18 protein-coding genes and 1 riboswitch are annotated in these 18,640 nt (G+C 67.1%); of the genes, 3 read left to right on the top strand and 15 right to left on the bottom strand.

What is annotated here, in order from left to right:
* Positions 1–122: 122 nt before the first annotated feature.
* The 6 genes from metK to miaB all read right to left on the bottom strand — a co-directional run bounded on the left by metK (position 123) and on the right by miaB (position 6,851).
* Positions 123–1,289, bottom strand: coding sequence for a methionine adenosyltransferase (gene metK, locus MXB90_RS07570; protein ID WP_250043125.1), 1,167 nt, complete (start codon positions 1,287–1,289; stop codon positions 123–125).
* 7 nt (positions 1,290–1,296) lie between these two features.
* Positions 1,297–1,346, bottom strand: a riboswitch (SAM-SAH riboswitch).
* 11 nt (positions 1,347–1,357) lie between these two features.
* Positions 1,358–2,959: an apolipoprotein N-acyltransferase gene (lnt, locus tag MXB90_RS07565; RefSeq protein WP_250043122.1), complete on the bottom strand. Its 1,602-nt coding sequence runs from the start codon at positions 2,957–2,959 to the stop codon at positions 1,358–1,360.
* Positions 2,956–3,858 carry a hemolysin family protein gene (locus tag MXB90_RS07560; protein WP_250043119.1) on the bottom strand — a complete coding sequence of 301 codons (903 nt, stop codon included), beginning with the start codon at positions 3,856–3,858 and terminating at the stop codon, positions 2,956–2,958. The genes lnt and MXB90_RS07560 overlap by 4 nt, the downstream gene beginning before the upstream one ends.
* A 35-nt stretch (positions 3,859–3,893) precedes the next feature.
* Positions 3,894–4,400, bottom strand: a complete 507-nt coding sequence (gene ybeY / locus MXB90_RS07555; protein WP_250043117.1) for an rRNA maturation RNase YbeY — start codon at positions 4,398–4,400, stop codon at positions 3,894–3,896.
* Positions 4,384–5,406, bottom strand: coding sequence for a PhoH family protein (locus tag MXB90_RS07550; protein WP_250043106.1), 1,023 nt, complete (start codon positions 5,404–5,406; stop codon positions 4,384–4,386). The genes ybeY and MXB90_RS07550 overlap by 17 nt, the downstream gene beginning before the upstream one ends.
* 122 nt (positions 5,407–5,528) lie before the next feature.
* Positions 5,529–6,851, bottom strand: coding sequence for a tRNA (N6-isopentenyl adenosine(37)-C2)-methylthiotransferase MiaB (miaB, locus tag MXB90_RS07545; RefSeq protein ID WP_250043408.1), 1,323 nt, complete (start codon positions 6,849–6,851; stop codon positions 5,529–5,531).
* A gap of 139 nt (positions 6,852–6,990) precedes the next feature.
* Here miaB and MXB90_RS07540 point away from each other — a divergent pair, with 139 nt between their 5' ends.
* From MXB90_RS07540 to MXB90_RS07530, 3 genes are all read left to right on the top strand, one after another.
* On the top strand, positions 6,991–7,860 hold the full coding sequence (locus tag MXB90_RS07540; protein WP_250043104.1) for a glycosyltransferase family 2 protein: 870 nt from the start codon (positions 6,991–6,993) through the stop codon (positions 7,858–7,860).
* A gap of 137 nt (positions 7,861–7,997) precedes the next feature.
* Entirely contained in the window at positions 7,998–8,699 is a 702-nt protein-coding gene (locus MXB90_RS07535; RefSeq protein ID WP_250043101.1) for a Crp/Fnr family transcriptional regulator, read from the top strand.
* Positions 8,696–9,301: a DUF4202 domain-containing protein gene (locus MXB90_RS07530; RefSeq protein WP_250043097.1), complete on the top strand. Its 606-nt coding sequence runs from the start codon at positions 8,696–8,698 to the stop codon at positions 9,299–9,301. Before MXB90_RS07535 ends, MXB90_RS07530 begins: the two co-directional genes overlap by 4 nt.
* Here MXB90_RS07530 and MXB90_RS07525 read toward each other — a convergent pair.
* From MXB90_RS07525 to MXB90_RS07485, 9 genes are all read right to left on the bottom strand, one after another.
* Complete coding sequence (locus tag MXB90_RS07525) at positions 9,298–9,981, bottom strand: NnrU family protein (RefSeq protein ID WP_250043096.1); 684 nt, start codon at positions 9,979–9,981, stop codon at positions 9,298–9,300. The genes MXB90_RS07530 and MXB90_RS07525 overlap by 4 nt on opposite strands.
* 2 nt (positions 9,982–9,983) lie before the next feature.
* Positions 9,984–10,226, bottom strand: a complete 243-nt coding sequence (locus MXB90_RS07520; protein WP_250043092.1) for a cytochrome C oxidase subunit IV family protein — start codon at positions 10,224–10,226, stop codon at positions 9,984–9,986.
* A 7-nt stretch (positions 10,227–10,233) separates the two neighbouring features.
* Positions 10,234–10,791 (bottom strand): cytochrome c oxidase subunit 3, encoded by a 558-nt coding sequence (locus tag MXB90_RS07515; RefSeq protein WP_250043088.1) that lies wholly within the window; start codon positions 10,789–10,791, stop codon positions 10,234–10,236.
* Positions 10,791–12,758 carry a nitric oxide reductase activation protein NorD gene (locus tag MXB90_RS07510; protein ID WP_250043087.1) on the bottom strand — a complete coding sequence of 656 codons (1,968 nt, stop codon included), beginning with the start codon at positions 12,756–12,758 and terminating at the stop codon, positions 10,791–10,793. The genes MXB90_RS07515 and MXB90_RS07510 overlap by 1 nt, the downstream gene beginning before the upstream one ends.
* 8 nt (positions 12,759–12,766) lie before the next feature.
* Positions 12,767–13,573 carry an AAA family ATPase gene (locus MXB90_RS07505; RefSeq protein ID WP_462982240.1) on the bottom strand — a complete coding sequence of 269 codons (807 nt, stop codon included), beginning with the start codon at positions 13,571–13,573 and terminating at the stop codon, positions 12,767–12,769.
* Between the two features lie 5 nt (positions 13,574–13,578).
* Positions 13,579–14,970 (bottom strand): cbb3-type cytochrome c oxidase subunit I, encoded by a 1,392-nt coding sequence (locus tag MXB90_RS07500; RefSeq protein ID WP_250043079.1) that lies wholly within the window; start codon positions 14,968–14,970, stop codon positions 13,579–13,581.
* Between the two features lie 12 nt (positions 14,971–14,982).
* The gene (locus MXB90_RS07495; protein WP_250043076.1) at positions 14,983–15,435 is read right to left on the bottom strand and encodes a c-type cytochrome; all 453 of its coding nucleotides are present in this window, start codon (positions 15,433–15,435) and stop codon (positions 14,983–14,985) included.
* A gap of 114 nt (positions 15,436–15,549) precedes the next feature.
* The gene (locus MXB90_RS07490) at positions 15,550–16,446 is read right to left on the bottom strand and encodes an FAD:protein FMN transferase (RefSeq protein WP_250043073.1); all 897 of its coding nucleotides are present in this window, start codon (positions 16,444–16,446) and stop codon (positions 15,550–15,552) included.
* Positions 16,443–18,506 carry a NosR/NirI family protein gene (locus MXB90_RS07485; RefSeq protein ID WP_250043066.1) on the bottom strand — a complete coding sequence of 688 codons (2,064 nt, stop codon included), beginning with the start codon at positions 18,504–18,506 and terminating at the stop codon, positions 16,443–16,445. Before MXB90_RS07485 ends, MXB90_RS07490 begins: the two co-directional genes overlap by 4 nt.
* Positions 18,507–18,640: the final 134 nt, after the last annotated feature.

Here is an 18,640-nt window from a genome sequence, read left to right as displayed (position 1 = left end):
CCGCCGGAGGCATCCGCACCACCCGCGCGCGACCGGGCAGGCCCCGGCACCGCCAGCAACGCAAAAGGGCGCGCCCTGATCGGCGCGCCCCGTCCGCCGGGCCAAGCCCTGCCGCGATGCGATCACAGCGCCTTTTTCAGCGCCTCGGTCAGATCGGTGCGTTCCCAGCTGAAACCGCCATCGGCCTCGGGCGCGCGGCCGAAATGGCCATAGGCCGCGGTGCGGGCATAGATCGGGCGGCACAGGTCCAGATGCGTGCGAATACCGCGCGGCGTCAGGTCCATGCATTGCGCCACGACCCGCTCAATCTCGGCATCGGGCACCAGGCCCGTACCTTGCGTATCGGCATAGATCGACAGCGGCTTGGCCACGCCGATCGCATAGGACAGCTGGATCACGCATTTGCGTGCCAGCCCCGCCGCGACCACGTTCTTGGCCAGATAGCGCGCCGCATAGGCGGCCGAGCGGTCCACCTTGGTCGGGTCCTTGCCGGAAAACGCTCCGCCCCCGTGCGGCGCGGCGCCGCCATAGGTATCCACGATGATCTTGCGCCCGGTCAGCCCCGCATCGCCATCCGGCCCGCCAATCACGAAGGTGCCTGTGGGGTTGACCCACCATTCGGTCTGGTCGGTGATCCAGCCCTCGGGCAGGATCTCGCGGATATAGGGTTCCACGATGGCGCGGATATCGGCGCTGGTCTGGCGGGCATCGGCATGCTGGGTGGACAGCACGATCGAGCTGACGCCGACCGGGCGACCGCCTTCATAGCGCACCGACAGCTGGGATTTCGCATCGGGGCGCAGCGTCGGCTGTTCGCCGGATTTGCGCACCTCGGCCAGGCGGCGTAGGATCGCATGGGCATACTGGATCGGCGCGGGCATCAGCTCGGGCGTCTCATCGGTGGCATAGCCGAACATGATGCCCTGATCGCCCGCCCCGTCCTTGTCGACGCCCTGCGCGATATGCGCCGACTGGCGGTGCAGAAAGTTCTGCACGTTCAGCGTGTTCCAGTGGAATTCGTCCTGTTCGTAGCCGATGTCGCGCACGCAATCGCGCACGATCCCCTCGACCCGGCCCATGAAGACATCCAGCGCCGCCGCGCTGGACAGCCCGACCTCGCCGCCGACGATGACACGGTTTGTCGTGGCAAAGGTTTCGCAGGCGACGCGGGCATTGGGCTCCTCGGTCAGCAGCGCGTCCAGCACCGCATCGGAAATCCGGTCGCAGACCTTGTCGGGATGCCCCTCCGAGACGGACTCGGAGGTGAAGATGTAATTCTGTCGTGTCATCGGGAAGTGCTCCATTGATATGATCCCCGCCACGCCAGGAAGCCGTTGTGACGGTTCGTTTCGCCTGCCTAGACTGCGCCCCCGCGCGGGTCAATGGCTTTTGGCCGTCGCGCCCTGCGTCCGTGCAGCGCAAGCCCGGCGATCAGTGCCAGGATCGCACCCGCCACCGGCCCGTCGCCCCAGATCCAATAGGGCGTGACCGGCAGGGCCGCGGGCAGATCGGCATCGACCACGCCCGCCTGATCCAGCCCCAGCGCCGCCACCACCCGCCCGCGCCCGTCGATCACCGCCGACACGCCGGTATTGGCCGCGCGCGCCAACGGCAGGCCCGTCTCGATCGCGCGCAGCCGCGCCTGCGCCAGATGCTGCCAGGGCCCGGACAGATTGCCGAACCAGGCGTCATTGGTGACCTGCATCAGCCAGTCGGGCCGTTCGGGCGCCGCGCGCAGATCCTGGGGAAAGACCGCCTCATAGCAGATCAGCGGCTGCACCCGGCCCAAGGGGCCCAGATCCAGCACCCGCGCGCCCGGCCCGGGGGTATAGCCATTGCCCTCTTGCGCGGCAAAGGCCCGCAGGCCCAGACGCGCCAGCGCATCGCCAAAGGGGATATATTCGCCAAAGGGCACCAGGTGGAACTTGTCATAGACCGCGCCGGGCTGCGCATCGGCGCCGATCACCGCCAGGCTGTTGAAATAGCGCAGGCCCTCGGCGCGCTGCACGCCAAGCGCCACCGGCACACCGCCCGCGGCCTCGGCGATCATCGCCAGCCCGTCGCCCGGGCGATCCAGCAGGAAAGGCACCGCCGTTTCGGGCCAGATCACCAGATCGGTGGGCGCATCTGCGGGCGCGGCGGTCAGGTCAAGATGGCGGTAGAAGTAATCCAGTCGGTAATCGGGATGCCATTTCAGATGCTGCGGCGCATTGGGCTGCACCAGCCGCAGCCGGATCGGGGTATCGCGGGCAGGCTCGGGCGTGGCCAGACGCGCCGCCCCCCCCGCCCAGAGCCCCGCCAGCGCCACAAGCGCCAGCGCGGATGGCCCCAGCCGCCGCAAGGCCGCGCGCCCGCCCCCTGTCCGCCGCGGCCCCGCGCCGGGCCAGGCCAGCGCCAGCCCCGCCGCCAGCAGTGTCGTCACCAGCGACAAGCCCACCGGCCCCACAACCGCCGCCGCCTGCGCCACCGGGGTGCCGACCCAGACATGGCCCAGCAGAACCCAGGGAAAGCCCGTGAACAGATAGCTGCGCAGCAGATCCGACAGCGCCAGCCCCGCCGCAACCCCCAGCGCGCGCGCCACCGGCCTCTGCGCCAGCGCCGCGCCCAGCCCCGTGCCCAGCGCCCAGAACAGACCCATCCCCGCCGCCATCAGCACCAGCGCGAAGGGCGCCATCCAGCCATGCACCCAAGGGTCCACCAGAAAGGGTTCCACGATCCAGAACATGGCGGCCAGCGCGTAGCCAAAGCCCGCGGCCCAGCCCGCCCAGGCCGCCTGCGCGACCGAAGGTGCGCGTAAAATCCAGGCGATCAGCCCCGCCAGCGCCGGCAGCGCCACGAACCACCAGCCCAGCGGCGCCTGCCCCGCGGCCACGCCCGCGCCCAAAGCCGCCGCAAGGCCCAGCGCCCGCGCGTCAGGCCGCGCCGGGGCGCGCAACCAGCGGCTCAGCCCCGCGATCATTCCGCCGGCGCCACGCCCGGCAGCCGCACCCGAAGCCGCTTGATCCGGCGCGGGTCGGCATCGACGATTTCGAATTCGACGCCATTGGCGGCCACGATCACCTCGCCGCGCGCGGGCACGCGACCGATCTGCATGAAGACCAGACCGCCCAGCGAATCGATTTCCTCATCCTGTTCGGCATCGGCCAGCTTCATGCCGATCTCGGCCTCGAAATCATCCAGCGGCGCGCGGGCCTGCACCAGATATTGGCCGGGCTTTTCCTGGGCCCAGAAACCGCCCTCGGCCTCATCATGTTCATCCTCGATCTCGCCGATGACCTGTTCGATCAGGTCTTCAAGCGTGACCAGCCCGTCGACCCCGCCATATTCGTCGATCACCAGCGCCATATGCGTGCGCTGCGCCTGCATCTTCTGCAGCAGCACCCCGATCGGCATCGAGGGCGGCACGTAAAGCAGCGGGCGCAGCATCTTGCGCACCGAAAACCGGCCCGTCCCCGCGGCGCCAAAACCATGTTCCAGCGCCAGATCCTTCAGGTGGATCAGGCCCAGCGGCGTATCCAGCGTGTCCTTGAACACCGGCAGGCGCGAAAAGCCCTGCGCGCGGAACACCTCGACCAGTTCGTCGCGGGTGATGGTGACGGGGACCGCCACGATTTCCACCTTGGGGATGGCGACATCGCCCACGCGCATGCGGCGCAGATTGCCCAGGCCCGGCAAGACCGGCGCGGTGGGCGCGGCGGGGGGCAGTGTGGCCCCATCGCCTTCGGATGGGCTTAGCGCGTCAAGAATACGGCCAAAGAACCCGCGCGATGCGCCGGGTTCAGGCGAACTGTCTGCCTCATCGCTGCCCGAGGGCGGCTCGGCAGCAGCGGCGGCAGAGCCGTCAACAGATTGTGCCATCAGTCCTTTCCAAATCAGAACCGCGTTGCGCGGCCTTAGTCATATGGGTTCGCGATCCCCATCCGGTCAAGGATGCGGATTTCGGCGGCCTCCATCAAGGCGGCATCGCCGTCGCGGATGTGATCATATCCCAGCAAATGCAAGGTGCCATGCACCAGAAGGTGCATCACATGGCTTTCGAAATCCTTACCCTGTTCGGCGGCCTCGCGCGCGCAGGTTTCAAAGGCGATCGCGATGTCGCCAAGCGATTCGGGCATCATCGCCATGCCGGGTTCGGGGCGGTCGGGCGCATCACCATCAACCGCGGCCCCGCGTTCCTCGGACGGCCAGGACAGCACGTTGGTGGGCTGCGGCTTGCCACGAAAATCGGCGTTCAATTCCGCGATGCGCGCGTCATCACAGCCCATCAGGCAGATTTCAAAGCCCGCCGCATCCAGCCCCAGATCGGCCAGAACCGCGCGCCCCGCGCGTTCGCCCAGCCCGGCAAGGTCGATCCCGTCCCAGCCGGGCGCCTCGATCAATGTGTCAACCAGCATCTCCATCGGCGCGGTCATAGGCCGCGATGATGCGCGCGACAAGGGGATGGCGCACCACATCGGCGGCGGTGAAGTAGTTGAAGCTGACGCCCTTCACCCCGGTCAGGATGCGTTCGCCATCGGCCAGCCCCGAGGCCACGCCGCGCGGCAGGTCAACCTGGCTGCGATCGCCGGTGATGACCATGCGGCTGCCCTGCCCCAGACGGGTCAGGAACATCTTCATCTGCATGGTGGTGGCGTTCTGCGCCTCATCCAGCACAACAAAGGCATTGGCCAGCGTGCGCCCGCGCATGAAGGCCAGCGGCGCGATCTCGATGCGCTTTTCCTCCATCAGCTTGGCCAGCTGCTTGGCGGGCAGAAAGTCGTTCAGCGCATCATACAGCGGCTGCATGTAGGGATCGACCTTTTCTTTCATGTCGCCGGGCAGAAAGCCCAGACGCTCGCCCGCCTCGACGGCGGGGCGCGACAGGATGATCTTGTCGACATGCCCGCCGATCAGCATGGTCACGCCCACGGCCACCGCCAGATAGGTCTTGCCGGTGCCCGCAGGCCCGATGCCAAAGGCCAGTTCGTGTTCGAACAGATGCTTCACATAGGCTTTTTGCGCATCCGTCCGGGGTTCGACCTGCTTCTTGCGGGTGCGGATTTCATAGTGACCGGCGGCGAACATCTCCATCTGTTCGTCCAGCGGCACGGCATCCTGGCCCAGATCGCCCATGCGGATCGCGGCGTCGATTTCCTCGGCATTGACCGCACGGCCCTGTTCCAGCCGCCCGTAAAGCTGGCCCAGAACGGCGCCCGCCTGTGTCTGTGCCTCGGGCGTGCCGACCACCGCCAGCTGGTTGCCGCGTCGCAGGATGTGAACCGACAGCTTGTGCTCGATCTGCGCCAGATTGCGGTCGAATTCGCCGCAAAGCTCGATCAGAAGCCGATTGTCAGGGAATTCCAGCAGCGTTTCATGCGCATCCTGGGAACGAGGCGGGGGGGTGATCGCGCTAAAGCCCAAAAGCATCTCCCAAAGCAAGGTTGCCGCAGATATGGTGCCCCCGCTTGGAATTCTACGCAAGCATTGGTTCACAGTTGCGTGTGCGGCGGGCGTAATTTCACCGAAATGACAAGAAACCCGCCCCGGGGTCAGCCCGTGATCAGTTCACCGGCCAACGAATTGGGCGCGCTGGCGGTGATGCGCACCTGCGCCAGCGTTCCGGGCGCCAGCCCCTCGGCCTTGACGTGGACGGCGTGCAGATAGTCGGACTTGCCGACCCACTGGCCCGGCAGGCGGCCGGGCTTTTCGAACAGAACGCCCACCTCACGCCCGACCATCGCCGCTTGCGCCGCGCGCTGCTGCTGGGTGATCAGCGCCTGCAGCCGCTGCAGGCGTTCATCGGCGATTTCGGCGGCAACCGGGTCACGGTCAGCGGCCGGCGTGCCGGGCCGGGCGGAATATTTGAAGCTGTAGGCCATGCCGTAATTCACCGCGCGCACCAGATCCATCGTTGCCTCAAAATCGGCATCGGTTTCGCCGGGGAAGCCCACGATGAAATCGCCCGACATCATCATGTCGGGGCGCGCGGCGCGGATGCGTTCGATCAGGCGCAGGTAATCTTCGGCGGTGTGGCGGCGGTTCATCGCCTTCAGGATGCGGTCGGACCCCGATTGCACCGGCAGATGCAGATAGGGCATCAGCTTGGCTTCCTCGGCATGGGCCGCGATCAGGTCGTCGCTCATGTCATTGGGGTGCGAGGTGGTGTAGCGGATGCGTTCCAGCCCCTCGATCCGGGCCAGTTCGCGCACCAGGCGGCCAAGGCCCCAGTCGCCATCCTCGCCCGCGCCGTGATAGCCGTTCACATTCTGGCCCAGCAGGGTGATTTCCTTGACACCCTTGGCGACCAGCTTGCGCGCCTCGGTCAGGATTCGGGCGACGGGGCGGCTGACCTCGGCCCCGCGGGTGTAGGGCACAACGCAGAAGGCGCAGAACTTGTCGCAGCCTTCCTGCACCGTCAGGAAGGCGGTGGGCCGCGCGCTGGCGGGGCGTTCGGGCAGGTGGTCGAACTTGTCTTCAGCCGGGAAATCGGTGTCGACGGGCTTTTCGCCCGCCTCGACCGCGCGCACCATCGCGGGCAGCCGGTGATAGGATTGCGAGCCGACGACCAGATCGACCAGCGGCATCCGGCGCAGGATCTCTTCGCCCTCGGCCTGCGCGACGCAGCCCGCCACCCCGATCTTCAGATCAGGCTTGGCATTTTTCAGCGGGCGCAGGCGGCCCAGATCGGAATAGACCTTTTCGGCGGCCTTTTCGCGGATGTGGCAGGTGTTCAGCAGGACCATATCGGCCTCGGCCGCGTCGTCGGTCAGGACATAGCCTTCCGCGCCCATCGCCTCGGCCATGCGCTCGCTGTCATAGACATTCATCTGACAGCCATAGGTCTTGATATGGAGCTTTTTGGGCTCGGTCACGTCCGCCATTGGGCCATCCTTTTCGCGATCGCCGCCTGATAGCCCGAAACACCCCCGCCCGACAAGCGCGCCGGCTTGCATTCGCCCCCGCCTCGCGCAATCTTGCGCGCGTTTGGGGTTGCGTGCGGTTGGGGGTGCCATGGATTACGCGTCGCTGCGGGCATTTCTGGATCAGGGCCGCGCGGTGCTGGCCAAGGGCCCCGTCGCGCTGATCCTGATCGAGGATCTGGTCGAGGCGGAAAGCACGCTGCGCCACCATCTGAAGGCGGGCTTTCGCGCGGTTCTGGCGCTGGCCCCGCCCGAATTGCAGCTGCCCGCCGATCTGGCCGCCCAGATCCACCGCATCCGCCACGATGTCCACCGCCCCGATGCGCTGGTCGGCGCGGTCAATGCGCTGATCCCGGCCTGCGCGCCCACCACCTGGCTTTATTACGGCTATAATGCCGAATATCTGTTCCACCCCTTCTGCGAGACGCGCAACGTGCGCGAACTGCTGGCCTTTCATGCCGAGGAACGCCGCGATGCGATGCTGTGCCATGTCGTCGATCTGTATGCCCCCGACCTGACGCAGCACCGCAACGCGGTCAGCCTGGGCGATGCGATGCTGGACCGGTCGGGCTATTTCGCGCTGGCGCGGACCGATCCGGCCAGCGGCCAGCCCAAGGACCGCCAGCTGGATTTCTTTGGCGGCCTGCGCTGGCGCTTTGAGGAACATGTGCCCGCGCACCGGCGCAAGATCGACCGCATCGCGCTGTTTCGTGCCCAGCCGGGGCTGGTGCTGCGGCCCGACTACACGTTCAACATTGAAGAATACAACACCTACGCCTGCCCCTGGCACCACAACCTGACGGCGGCGGTGGCGTCGTTCCGGGTGGCAAAGGCGCTGAAGCTGAACCCCGGGTCATCCTATGACATCGCGGATTTCCGCTGGCACAATTCGGTGCCCTTCGATTGGCATTCCCAGCAGCTAATGGATCTGGGCCTGATGGAGCCGGGCCAATGGTTCTGATCGCGCGGATCTGATCGCACGCGCCCGATTCTGTCACACTGATCCTTATTTCCGCGCTGCGACATTTGCAGGTCTGGCCCCGCGGCGCGCTTTGCGGCAAGATATGGCCGCAAGACAGGGGAAGTCGAAGGGACAGGATGAAACCGGAATATACCGCGCTTGCGCGTCAGTCGCTGTTATTGTCCGCCGCGCCCGACCATGTGGCCGAGGCGGTGCTGGCCACCGCGCGGGTGCGCGAATTCGAACGCGGCGCCACGATCTTCCTGCAGGGCGAACGCGCCAGCGCCATCTATATCGTGGCGGAAGGCTGGGTGAAGCTGTACCGCATCGCCCCCAATGGCGCCGAGGCGGTGGTGGGCGTCTTCACCCGGGGCCGCAGCTTTGGCGAGGCGGTGGCCTTCCGCCATGACGTCTATCCCGTCGCCGCCGAAGCCGCCACCGACTGTCGGCTGATCCGGATCGAGGCCGACGCGCTGTTGCGCCAGATCCGCGAAAGCCCCGAAATTGCCGTTTCGATCCTTTCGGCGACCTTCGCCCATCTGAACAGCCTGGTCGCCCAGGTCGAGGCGCTGAAGGCCCAGACCGGCGCGCAGCGGGTGGCCGAATTCCTGCTGGAACTGGCACCCTGCCAGGACGGCGCCTGCGAGGTGACGCTGCCCTACGACAAGGTGCTGATCGCGGGCCGCCTGGGGATGAAGCCCGAAAGCCTCAGCCGTGCCTTTGCCAAGCTGCGCGATCAGGGCGTCGCGATCCGCCAGAACGTCGCCGCCATTTCCGACATCGCCGCCCTGCGCGACTTTGCCGAGGAAGACCCGGCCCAGGCCTGGGGGCGCGGATGACGGATATACAGATGACGGGGGCCCAGATGACGGTGGCACAAACCGGGCGGCTGGATCAGGTTCTGGCGGCGATCGACGCGGCCAATGCCGCCGACCCCACGCAGGAAGATGGCCGCCCCGCCGCCGCCCTTTACGGCGAACGGATGAGCGCGGAACTGGCGCGCCTGTGTCCCGACGCGGATGAGGTGTTGCAGATCGCCGCCCGCGGCCAGCACATCGAACGCTGGACGCTTGCCCGCACCGATTTCCCCGAAGGGCGCGCGGGCTATCTGGACTGGCGGCGCGAACAGGGCCGGCGGCATGGTGACCGGCTGGCCGGGCTGATGGCCGATGCGGGCTATCGGGCGCAGGATCAGGACCGCGTGCGCGTGCTGCTGCGCAAAGAGGGGCTGAAACGCGACCCGAAGGTCCAGATGCTGGAGGATGTGATCTGCTTCACCTTCCTGCGCTGGTATTTCCACCCCTTCGCGACGGGCCGCGACCCCGAGGCGCTGTTGAAGATCGTGGCCAAAACCGCGCGCAAGATGTCCGATGCGGGCCGCGCCCGCGCGCTGGCCGAATTCGACCTGCCCGAACCTTTCGCCAGCTGCTTCCGCCCCTAGGGCGCGGGCGACACCCCGATCACCGGGGCATGCAGGTGCCAGACTGCGGCCCAGATCGCCACGGTCAGGACAAGGCGCAGAACGGGCGGCGCGCCGCGGGGCCGCCAGCGCCCCGCGATCAGCGCGGCCAGCGGCACCAAGCTGGTTCGCGCGGTCACTGCCTGCCAGCGGGCCGCGCCGATGTCGCGCCGCCGCCGCGCCTCGACCATGCGCATTCCCAGGACCGAGAAGACCACGAAAAAGCCAAACAGGATCGCATGGGCCAGATCGCCATTGGCCAACAGATGCGCCCCCGCCCACAGCACCAGCGCCCATAAAAGCGGCTGGCGCGTCAGCCCGGCGATGCCGGGACGGGCGGGGTCAAAGCCGGTGCGCCGGCCCTCAAAGGCAAAGGGGTTGGGCGCAGCGGTGCCAAAGACCGCCAGCGTCACCGCCAACGGCATCACCAGATTGACGGCCCAGCGCTGCCAGATCGCATGATCCCACAGCGGCACGAAAGGCGCCCGCCCCGCCGCCGCGATCACCCAGACCAGCAGCGCGGTGGACATCAGGCTGAAGGCCACGACATAGCCGCGCGGGCCCAGCACCGCCGTCACCCGCGCCTTCAGCCCCAGCATCGCCGGGACGCGGTGCGAGGCCAGAAACAGCCCCATCGCCAGCACATATTCCACCCAGCCCATCGCTACCCCGCCGCCGCCAATCCCAGCAGGATCAGCATGTAGATCGCCAGCACCATCGAAAAGCCCCGCCGCCAGAAGGGCGCGTGGACCAGTTCCAGATAGTGCCACAAAATGACCTGCGCCTTGACAAAAGCCAACAACAGGACGCCCGCCGCCAGCACCAGCCCCGACAGCCCGCTGATCGCCAGCAGGGTGGACAGGGCCGACAGGGCCAGAAGGGCAAACCAGGCGCGGGTCAGGGTCATGGCGGGCTCAGTGCAGCAGATAGATGACGGGGAACAGGATCACCCAGACCAGATCGACCATGTGCCAGAAGGCCGCCCCCGCCTCGACCCCGCGCGGGGTGGGGCGGATCGCCAGCAGCCACAGGATCACCACGCCCGCGATAACATGGGCGGCGTGAAAGCCGGTCAGAAGGTAGTAGAAGGTAAAAAAGGCATGGGATTCAAAATTGATGCCCTGCCCGGCCTTGTCGGCATATTCGATGCCCTTGACGGCCAGAAACACAACACCAAGCGTCCCCGCGACCAGCAGCAGCCCCCGCGCCCGCGCCACGCGGCCTACACGCACCGCCGCCACCGCCAGCGCCGCCAGCCAGCCCGAGGTGACCAGAACGATCGTATTCACCCCCGCGCCCGCGCGGTGCAAATGGTCCTGCGCCGCGGCAAAGCCCGCGGGATCCGTCAGCCGCACCCCCAGAAAGGCCGCCAGCCCCGCGCCAAAGACCAAAAGCTCGGACACGATCAGCACCCAGATCATCAGATCGCCGGGCAGTTCATCAAAGACGCTGGGGGGATCGACCTGTGTCATCAGCCCATCACCAGTTGGCGATAGATCTGCGGCAGGGCCTGGGTCAGCTTTTCGGGGTCAGGGATCAGCGCAAAGCCCCCCTGCCCGAAGATGCGCGGAAACCACGATTTGCCGTCCCGATCGACGGTGATGCCAAAGACGGCATGGCCCGCGCGCCGCGCCTCAAGCACCGCCTTGTGGCTGTCCTCGATGCCGTGGCGGCCCTCGTAATGGTCAAGGTCGTTGGGCTTGCCATCGGTGATCACCAGCAACAGCCGCCGCTTGCGCGCCTGTTCGGTCAATCCGGCGGCGGCATGGCGGATCGCGGTGCCAAGGCGGGTGTAATGGCCCGGGCGCAACGCGGCGATGCGGGCCTCGACCTGCGCGCCCATCGGCTCGCCAAAGGCCTTGGCGGTCTGCACAAAGACCCGCTGGCGTTTCAGCGAGGAAAAGGCGTGGATCGCGAAATCATCGCCGCAGGCATGCAGACCCCAGGCCAGCGCTGCCAGCGCCTCGCGTTCGACATCGATCACCGTGCGCCCGCCGTGGCCATGCCCCGGCACCGCCGATTCCGTGGACCGCGACACATCCAGCAGGATCGACACCGCCAGATCGCGTTTTTCCGCGCGGGTCTGGCGCCAGACGCGATCATCGCCCTGCCCCGTCGCCATCAGTTCCACCTGCGCGCGCACCGCGCGGTCAGTATCCAGTTCGTCCCCGTCGGTGAAGCCAGGAACCGCGATGCGCGAGGGGCGCAGCGCCTCAAACTGGCGGCGCACGGCCTGGATGCGTTTTTGCGATGCCGGATCGGTCTGAAAGGCGGCGACCTCGTCGCTGGGCGCGATGGTCGAGGCCAACACGCGGGCATGCGCCGGCAGATAGGCCCCGGACCGCACGTCCCATTCGGGATAGGTGCAGATATCCGACAGCGCCTCGCGGTCGACATCTTCGGGCGCCAGGTCCAGATGCAGTTTCAGCCGCGTGGACGGGGCCTTGGAAATCTGCCCCAGCCCGATTTCGTCCTGATCGTCGGCGGCCTTCTTGGCATCGTCATTGTCATCATCCTCGACCCGGCGGTTAAGGTTGATGAATTCCGCCCAGGATAGGATCGCCTCGAACTTGTGCAGGATGAAACTGTCGGTGCGTTCGGCCTGATCGGCCTTGCGGCGCCGCGCGCGGTGGGTGCGCGCGCCCTCGCCTTCCTCGGGGGTGCCCTCGGTGTCGCGGGTTTCGACGGCATTGGCCTCGGACCGGGCCAGGTCACGCAGATCGGGCCAAAGCGCCACGGGCCGGAACGGGCGATAGCCGCGCGGGGCCACAAGGCCCGCCAGCTGTTCGCCCGGATCGCCCGCCGCAAACCGGGCCTGCAGCGCCTGCGCGGCATCGGACAGCGGCGCGGGATCGCCCAGCTGCGCACGCACCAGCGCCTCGACAGCGGCCTCGGTCGCGGGGCGTTTTTCCACGGGGCGCAGCGCCAGAAGGGCTGCGCAAAGATCACGGTAAAGGCCGCGAAACCCGGGCGCTTCGTGCAAGGTGCGCGCCACCATGTCGCGCGCGGCGATCAATGCGGCCAGATCGGCGGCCAGCGGATCGGCCTGCGCCACCGGCGCCCCGGCATGGGCGGCGGCCGCGGCCAGCCACAGATAAAGCGCGCCATTGGCTTCGCGCGCGGGAAACACCGCCAGGCTGTCGGGAAGCCGCAGCGCCGCGCCATCAAAGCTGGCGCGCGGCACGGTTTCGGCGAATGTGCCCAGGCTGCGCCGCCAGGACAGGCGGTGGTGGCTGATTTCCTCGGCCACGGGGCGGATCTCGACGGCGGGATTGCCGCCAAGACCCCGGAACAGGACTGCCAGCCGTCCGCCAACCTCGGAAAGGCCGACCCGGGCTCCATCGTGGACGCTTGGGGCGTCCAGACGGCTGGCAAAAGCGTGCCACAGTTTCCCGACGCTTTCTTCGGGTTCCCATGGCTCGAAATCGATCCCGGCCATCGCCTGCCTCACCCGAATACGGCGGTGACGAGATCGAGGAGCCCGCGTTTGGTATCGCTGTCGTCGGTCAGCGGTTCGATCATCGCGGTCAGGATGGCGCGTTCGACCGGCATCCCCCCCGCGATCAGGGTGGCGGCATAGACCACAAGGCGGGTGGACACGCCTTCTTCCAGATCCTGCCCCTTCATCGCGCGCAGCTTGTTGGCGACGCGCACCAGCGGTTTCACCCGATCCTCGGACAGGCCGCTTTCACGCGCCACCACCGGGATTTCGTGTTCGGGTTTCGGGAAGGTGAATTCCAGGCTGATGAACCGCTGCCGGGTCGAGGGTTTCAGCGTTTTCAGGATGTTCTGGTAGCCGGGGTTGTAGGACGCCACCAGCAAAAAGCCCGGGGCGGCCTCAAGTTCCTCGCCGGTGCGGTCGATGGGCAGGATGCGCCGGTCGTCGGTCAGGGGATGCAGCACCACGGTCACGTCGCGCCGCGCCTCGACCACCTCATCCAGGTAACAGATCGCGCCTTCGCGCACTGCGCGGGTCAGCGGGCCATCGACCCAGACGGTTTCCCCGCCCTTCAGCAGATAGCGCCCGATCAGGTCGGCGGCCGACAGGTCATCATGGCAGGCGACGGTATAAAGCGGCCGGCCAAGGCGGGCGGCCATATGCGCCACAAACCGCGTCTTGCCACAACCGGTGGGGCCTTTCAGCAGGATCGGCAGGTCATGGGCGGCGGCGGCGGCAAAGACGTCGCATTCATCGCCCTGGGGCAGGTAGAAGGGGGCTTCCGCCGCCCCCTTCAGGTTCAGGGTTCCATCCATCTGCATCACTCCGCCGCCGTATGTTCGGCCGCAATGCGGGCCTGTTCGACGGGACCGGCCTCGATGATCTCACGCCGGGGGACAAGGACGGCGTAGATGAACAGCACCGCCCCCAGCACCACCGCCACGCCCGAGCCGAAGCGCATCGCGTAGAAGATCCACAGCTGGTCCTGCACGTCCATGTAGTATTCGCCATTCACGCGCTGCAGGTGGGTCTGCACCGTGCCCGCGAAGGTCAGGGTGAAGGTCATGAACACCATCCCGCCCGACATCAGCCAGAAGGACACCATGTTCAGCACCTGGTTGTAGGGGTCACGCCCCCGCAGCACCGGGAAGGCATAGCTGATGATCGCCAGGTTCAGCGCGACATAGGCACCAAAGAAGGCCAGGTGACCATGCGCCGCGGTGATCTGCGTGCCGTGGGTATAGTAGTTCACCCCGTGCAGCGTATGCAGGAAGCCCCAGACACCCGCGCCAAAGAAGGCCAGCGTGGCACAGCCCAGCGCCCACAGCAGCGCCGCCTTGTTCGGGTGATCGCGGCGGCCTTTCCAGACCATGATGAAGGCAAAGGCCATCATGCCAAAGAAGGGCACGACCTCAAGCGTCGAGAAGATCGAGCCGATCCACTGCCAATACCCCGGCGTGCCGATCCAGTAATAGTGGTGCCCCGTGCCCAGGATGCCGGAAAACAGCGCCGTGGCGACGATGACATAAAGCCACTTTTCCACCACCTCACGGTCGACCCCCGTCAGCTTCAGCATCAGATAGGCCAGGATCGAGGCCATCACCAGTTCCCAGGTCGCCTCGACCCACAGGTGAACGACATACCACCAGTATTGCTTGTCCAGCGCCAGGTTGCCCGGGTTGTAGAAGGCAAACAGGAACAGCAGCGACAACAGCCACAGGCCCAGCAACAGGATGTTGGTGATCGCGGTTTTCTTGCCCGCCAGAACGGTCATGGTGACGTTGTAAAGGAAGATCAGCGCACCGACGACGATCCCCACCTTCACCCAGCGCGGCTGTTCCAGGAACTCGCGCCCCTCATTGCCCAGCAGGAAGTTGCCGTCAAAGAGGTTGAACAGATAGGTGACCACCGCGCCCAGCGTGCCGACCACGAAGATCGCCAGCTGCAGATAGGCCAGCATCGGCGAATGGATTTCGCGTTCGGATTCTTCAGGCACCAGGTAGTAGGCGGCGCCGAAAAAGCCCAGCAGAAGCCAGACGACAAGGCTGTTGGTATGCAGCATGCGCCCCACGTTGAAGGGCAGGATTTCGGACAGGAAGTTCGGGCTGACATAGATCCAGCCCAGGATCAGCCCCATCGACACCTGGACGGCAAACAGCGCCATGGCCACGATGAAATAGGCCAGCGCGATCTTTTGCGATTGATATTTCATGATCTCGTCTCCTCAGCCCGCGTCATTCGGGGGCCAGCCCTGCGCGTTGATCGTGTTCGACCACAGCAGGAAGTCGGACAGCTGACGGTATTCTTCATCCGTCAGGTTGAAGTTCGGCATCTGGCGGCGGCCCTCGATGCCGGTGGGCATGGCGTCCATCCAGCCCTTCAGCGCCTCGAAGGCGGCCTGCGGGTCATCCTGGACGCCCCAACGGGTCATCACATTGGCCAGTTCGGGGGCGAAATAGGCGCCCTCGCCCAGAAGCGAATGGCAGTTCACGCAGGAATGTTTTTCCCAGATGTGCTTGCCGGCGACGACGCTGTCGGTCAGCGTCTCGCGATTCGTCGATACGTTGACGATGTAGTAGTGGGAATGGACCGACAGGCCCAAGAATATGAGGATGAAGAACAAGGACCCGCCGTAGAAGATGTTTCGGGCCATGCTCTTGGTCATGACTTCGCGCATCGCGCTGATCCTTCCTGGAGCAGTTTACTGTCACCCCCTTCTGCGCGTCCCGGGCGGGGGTGGCCTTAACGAAAGTCAATCGCGCGGTCGTGAAGTGACCGTTACCGCGCAATCTCAGGCCAGATGTTCGACCCGCGTGCCCGGAAACTGTGCCAAGGCCTCGGTGATCTGATGATCGGGCATCAGGCAAAAGGCGGTGGACAGCGCATCGCAGACTGCCGCGCGCGGCCCGGATACCGACACCAGCGCCCAGCGCGGGGCACCGCCCGCGGGATGCAGGATGTGGGGGACGCCATCGGCCCCGATCCGCGTGCCCAGCGGCGCCGAGGTGGCCAGCGCGCGATCGCGCAATTCGGGGCCAGCCATCTGTGTGCCATCGGGCGCGGCGATCGCGGCCCGCCAGGGCCCGCCGCCCGGGCGCGTGCCCAGCGCCATCACCTCGCCCATGTCGATCAGCACATCCCAAAGCCCCCAGACCCGCATCAAGGCCGCGATCCGGTCGGCGGCAAAGCCTTGGGCAATGCCGTTGAAGGTCAGCGCCATGCCGGGGTCCAGCCGGATGTCATCGGCGCCGATGCGCACGCGCTGCCAGCCCAGATGGTCGCGCGCGGCGGCGGGGTCGGTGCCGGTGGCATGGGCCAGATAAAGCGGCTGCACCGTCGGGTCGAAACAGCCCTGCGTGGCGCGATGCACCTGGTCGGCCAGCGCGAACAACTCGCGGATCATGCCATCGGGATGGGCCAGGCGCCCGTCGCGGTTCAGCCGGGTCAGCGCCGAATCGCGATACAGCGAAAAGCGCGCCTCGATCCCGCGCGCCTCGGCCTCGATCGCGCGGATCAGCCCGCGCGATGCGGCAGGCGCAGCCCCGGCCAGACGGATCGACAGATCGGCGCCCAGCGCCCGGCCCTGCCACAGCAGCGGCGGCGCAGCATGCGCGCGCGGCGCGGCCAGCGCACTGCCCAGCGCACAGGCCGACAGGGTCAGAAAGCGGCGGCGGTTGATGGCGGTCATGGCGCGGCTCCTTCCACGGATCGGGCACGGCGTTTCAGGATCGGGCAGGTATTGGCGTCGTTCATGATCACCTGGCAGCGCAGGCACAGGACGCATTCATTGGGATTGATCCGGCCCAGCGGGTCGATCGCGCCGACGGTGCATTTCGTCTCGCACAGGCGGCATTCGCGGCCGCATTGCGGGCGGCGCTTCAGCCAGTCAAAGATCTTCAGCTTGGCCGGAATCGCCAGCCCCGCGCCCAAGGGGCACAGATAGCGGCAAAAGAAGCGTTCAATGAACAGCCCCGCCCCCAGCAGCGCCAGCACGAACAGCACAAAGGGCCAGGCGCGAATCATCCGCATGGAAATCGCGGTCTTGAAGGGTTCCACCTCGGCCAGGACCAGCGCGTCATGCATCGAATAGAACGACAGCGCCAGGATGCCGACGAAGGCGGTGTATTTGATCACCCACAGCCGTTCATGCAGCGCCTGCGGCACCGCGATCTGGCGGATGCCCAGCCGCACGGCGGCGTTGTTCAACAGTTCCTGCAACGCGCCAAAGGGGCATAGCCAGCCGCAATAGACCCCGCGCCCCCAGAACAGCAGGCCCAGCGCGACAAAGGACCACAGCAGAAAGATCACCGGCTCGATCAGGAAGGTTTCCCAGCGGAACCCCGTCAGCAGCGAATGGACAAAGGCCACGACCTGCACCACCGACAGCTGCCCGTTCAGCCCCCAGCCCAGCCCGACCAGCGTGACGCCCAGAAACACCATCCGCCCGCGCCGCCACAGCGCGGGCCGCCGGGTAATCCAGTCCTGCGCGAACAGGATCACCGTCAGCACCGCCAGCATGGTGGCAACAGCGACGGTTTCCAGCCGCTTGGCCGCCCAGATCGCGCGCCACAGCGGCTCGGCCGCGGGCGGGGGGGCCAGGCGGAAGGCATCGGGCAGGGCATAATCCACCGCCATGGTCATGGCGACCTGTTCGCCCGCCGCGGTGGGCCGGGTCGCGGCAACCTCAAGGCGGAAGGGACGGGCCGGGTCAATCGCGGGGGGCAGGCGGAACAGGCTGATTTCCTTGACCTCGGGCGCGCCCTCGGCGCGCAGGCGCTTGACCATCTGATAGCTGTCGGCGGTCGGCTGATACCGGGTGTCGCCCTGCACCAGCACCAGCCGGTCGAAGACACCGGTCTTGCGCCAATCGGTGCCGCGGTGCGAGTGTAGGCCCGATGAGATCACCACCAGCGCGCTTTCCCCCGGCCCCAGATCGCCGATCGCCTGGGTAAAGACCTGCTGGCCCAGCAGGTTCTGCCCCACGGTCGGCGGATCGATGATCCCGGTCCACAGGCGCAGAAAATCGCCCTGCCCGGGCGGCACCGGCACCTTGGCGCCCGCCAGCGCGCCCGCCGCTTGCGTCATCGACACGCGCAGCTCGGTCAGGGCGCCCATGGATACAAGCCCGGGCCAGTCGGCGGGCGCAAACCCCAGCCGGTCGATCCCGCCCGAGGCCGCGATCAGCCCGCGCCCGATGGCCAGGGTGCGCGCGGTGCGCAGGATGCCGTCGCGGATCACCCCGGTCGACACGGTGGCGCGGCTGATCACATCGGGCACGCCCGGCGCCGACAGGCCCACCGCCTCGCGCGGGGCGGCCAGATCATAGCCGCGAAAGCCCGCGACATAGGCGGCGATATCGGCATCCGAAATGCCCAGCGTCAGCACGGGTTCATTGTGGCGCACCAGAACCGCGCCCGCGATCGTGGCATCGGGGGCGATCGCCACCAGAACCTCTAGCGGGCGGCCCGAATAGCCCACCGATCCGGCGATTTCCCAGGTTGATCCGACATGGCCGATGACGGCCCCATCCGCGCTAACCGTCCAGCCCGGCACGCCCGCCTCTTGCCGGGTCACGACGACGGGGCCCGCCTGCCCGAACAGCGCCGCCGCCTGTTCGGGGCTGGGGGCGGTGGCGGTGGCCGGCGCGCCACCCAGACCCGCCCCCAAGCCGCCCCCAGCCCCCTGCTGGGGCCAGGCGGGCAACGCGGACAGGCAGGCGATCAGGGCAAGGGCAAGCAGACGGCGCATGAAGGGGCTTTCGGGCGATGGCATCGGGCGGCAACAGGCCCCGCGCGACCGGAAAACCGGGGCCGGGGGATGATGGCCCGACCCTGCCTGCGCGCCGCTGTCGCAGCCTTAACGAAAGTCAAGGAACACATTCG

Origin of the sequence: Phaeovulum molybdatiresistens, from assembly GCF_023544865.1 — a bacterium.
In the GTDB taxonomy this organism is placed as follows: Bacteria; Pseudomonadota; Alphaproteobacteria; order Rhodobacterales; family Rhodobacteraceae; genus Pontitalea.
The sequence above is the reverse complement of the archived record's forward strand: the minus strand, read 5'-3'. Positions and strand labels throughout refer to the sequence as shown.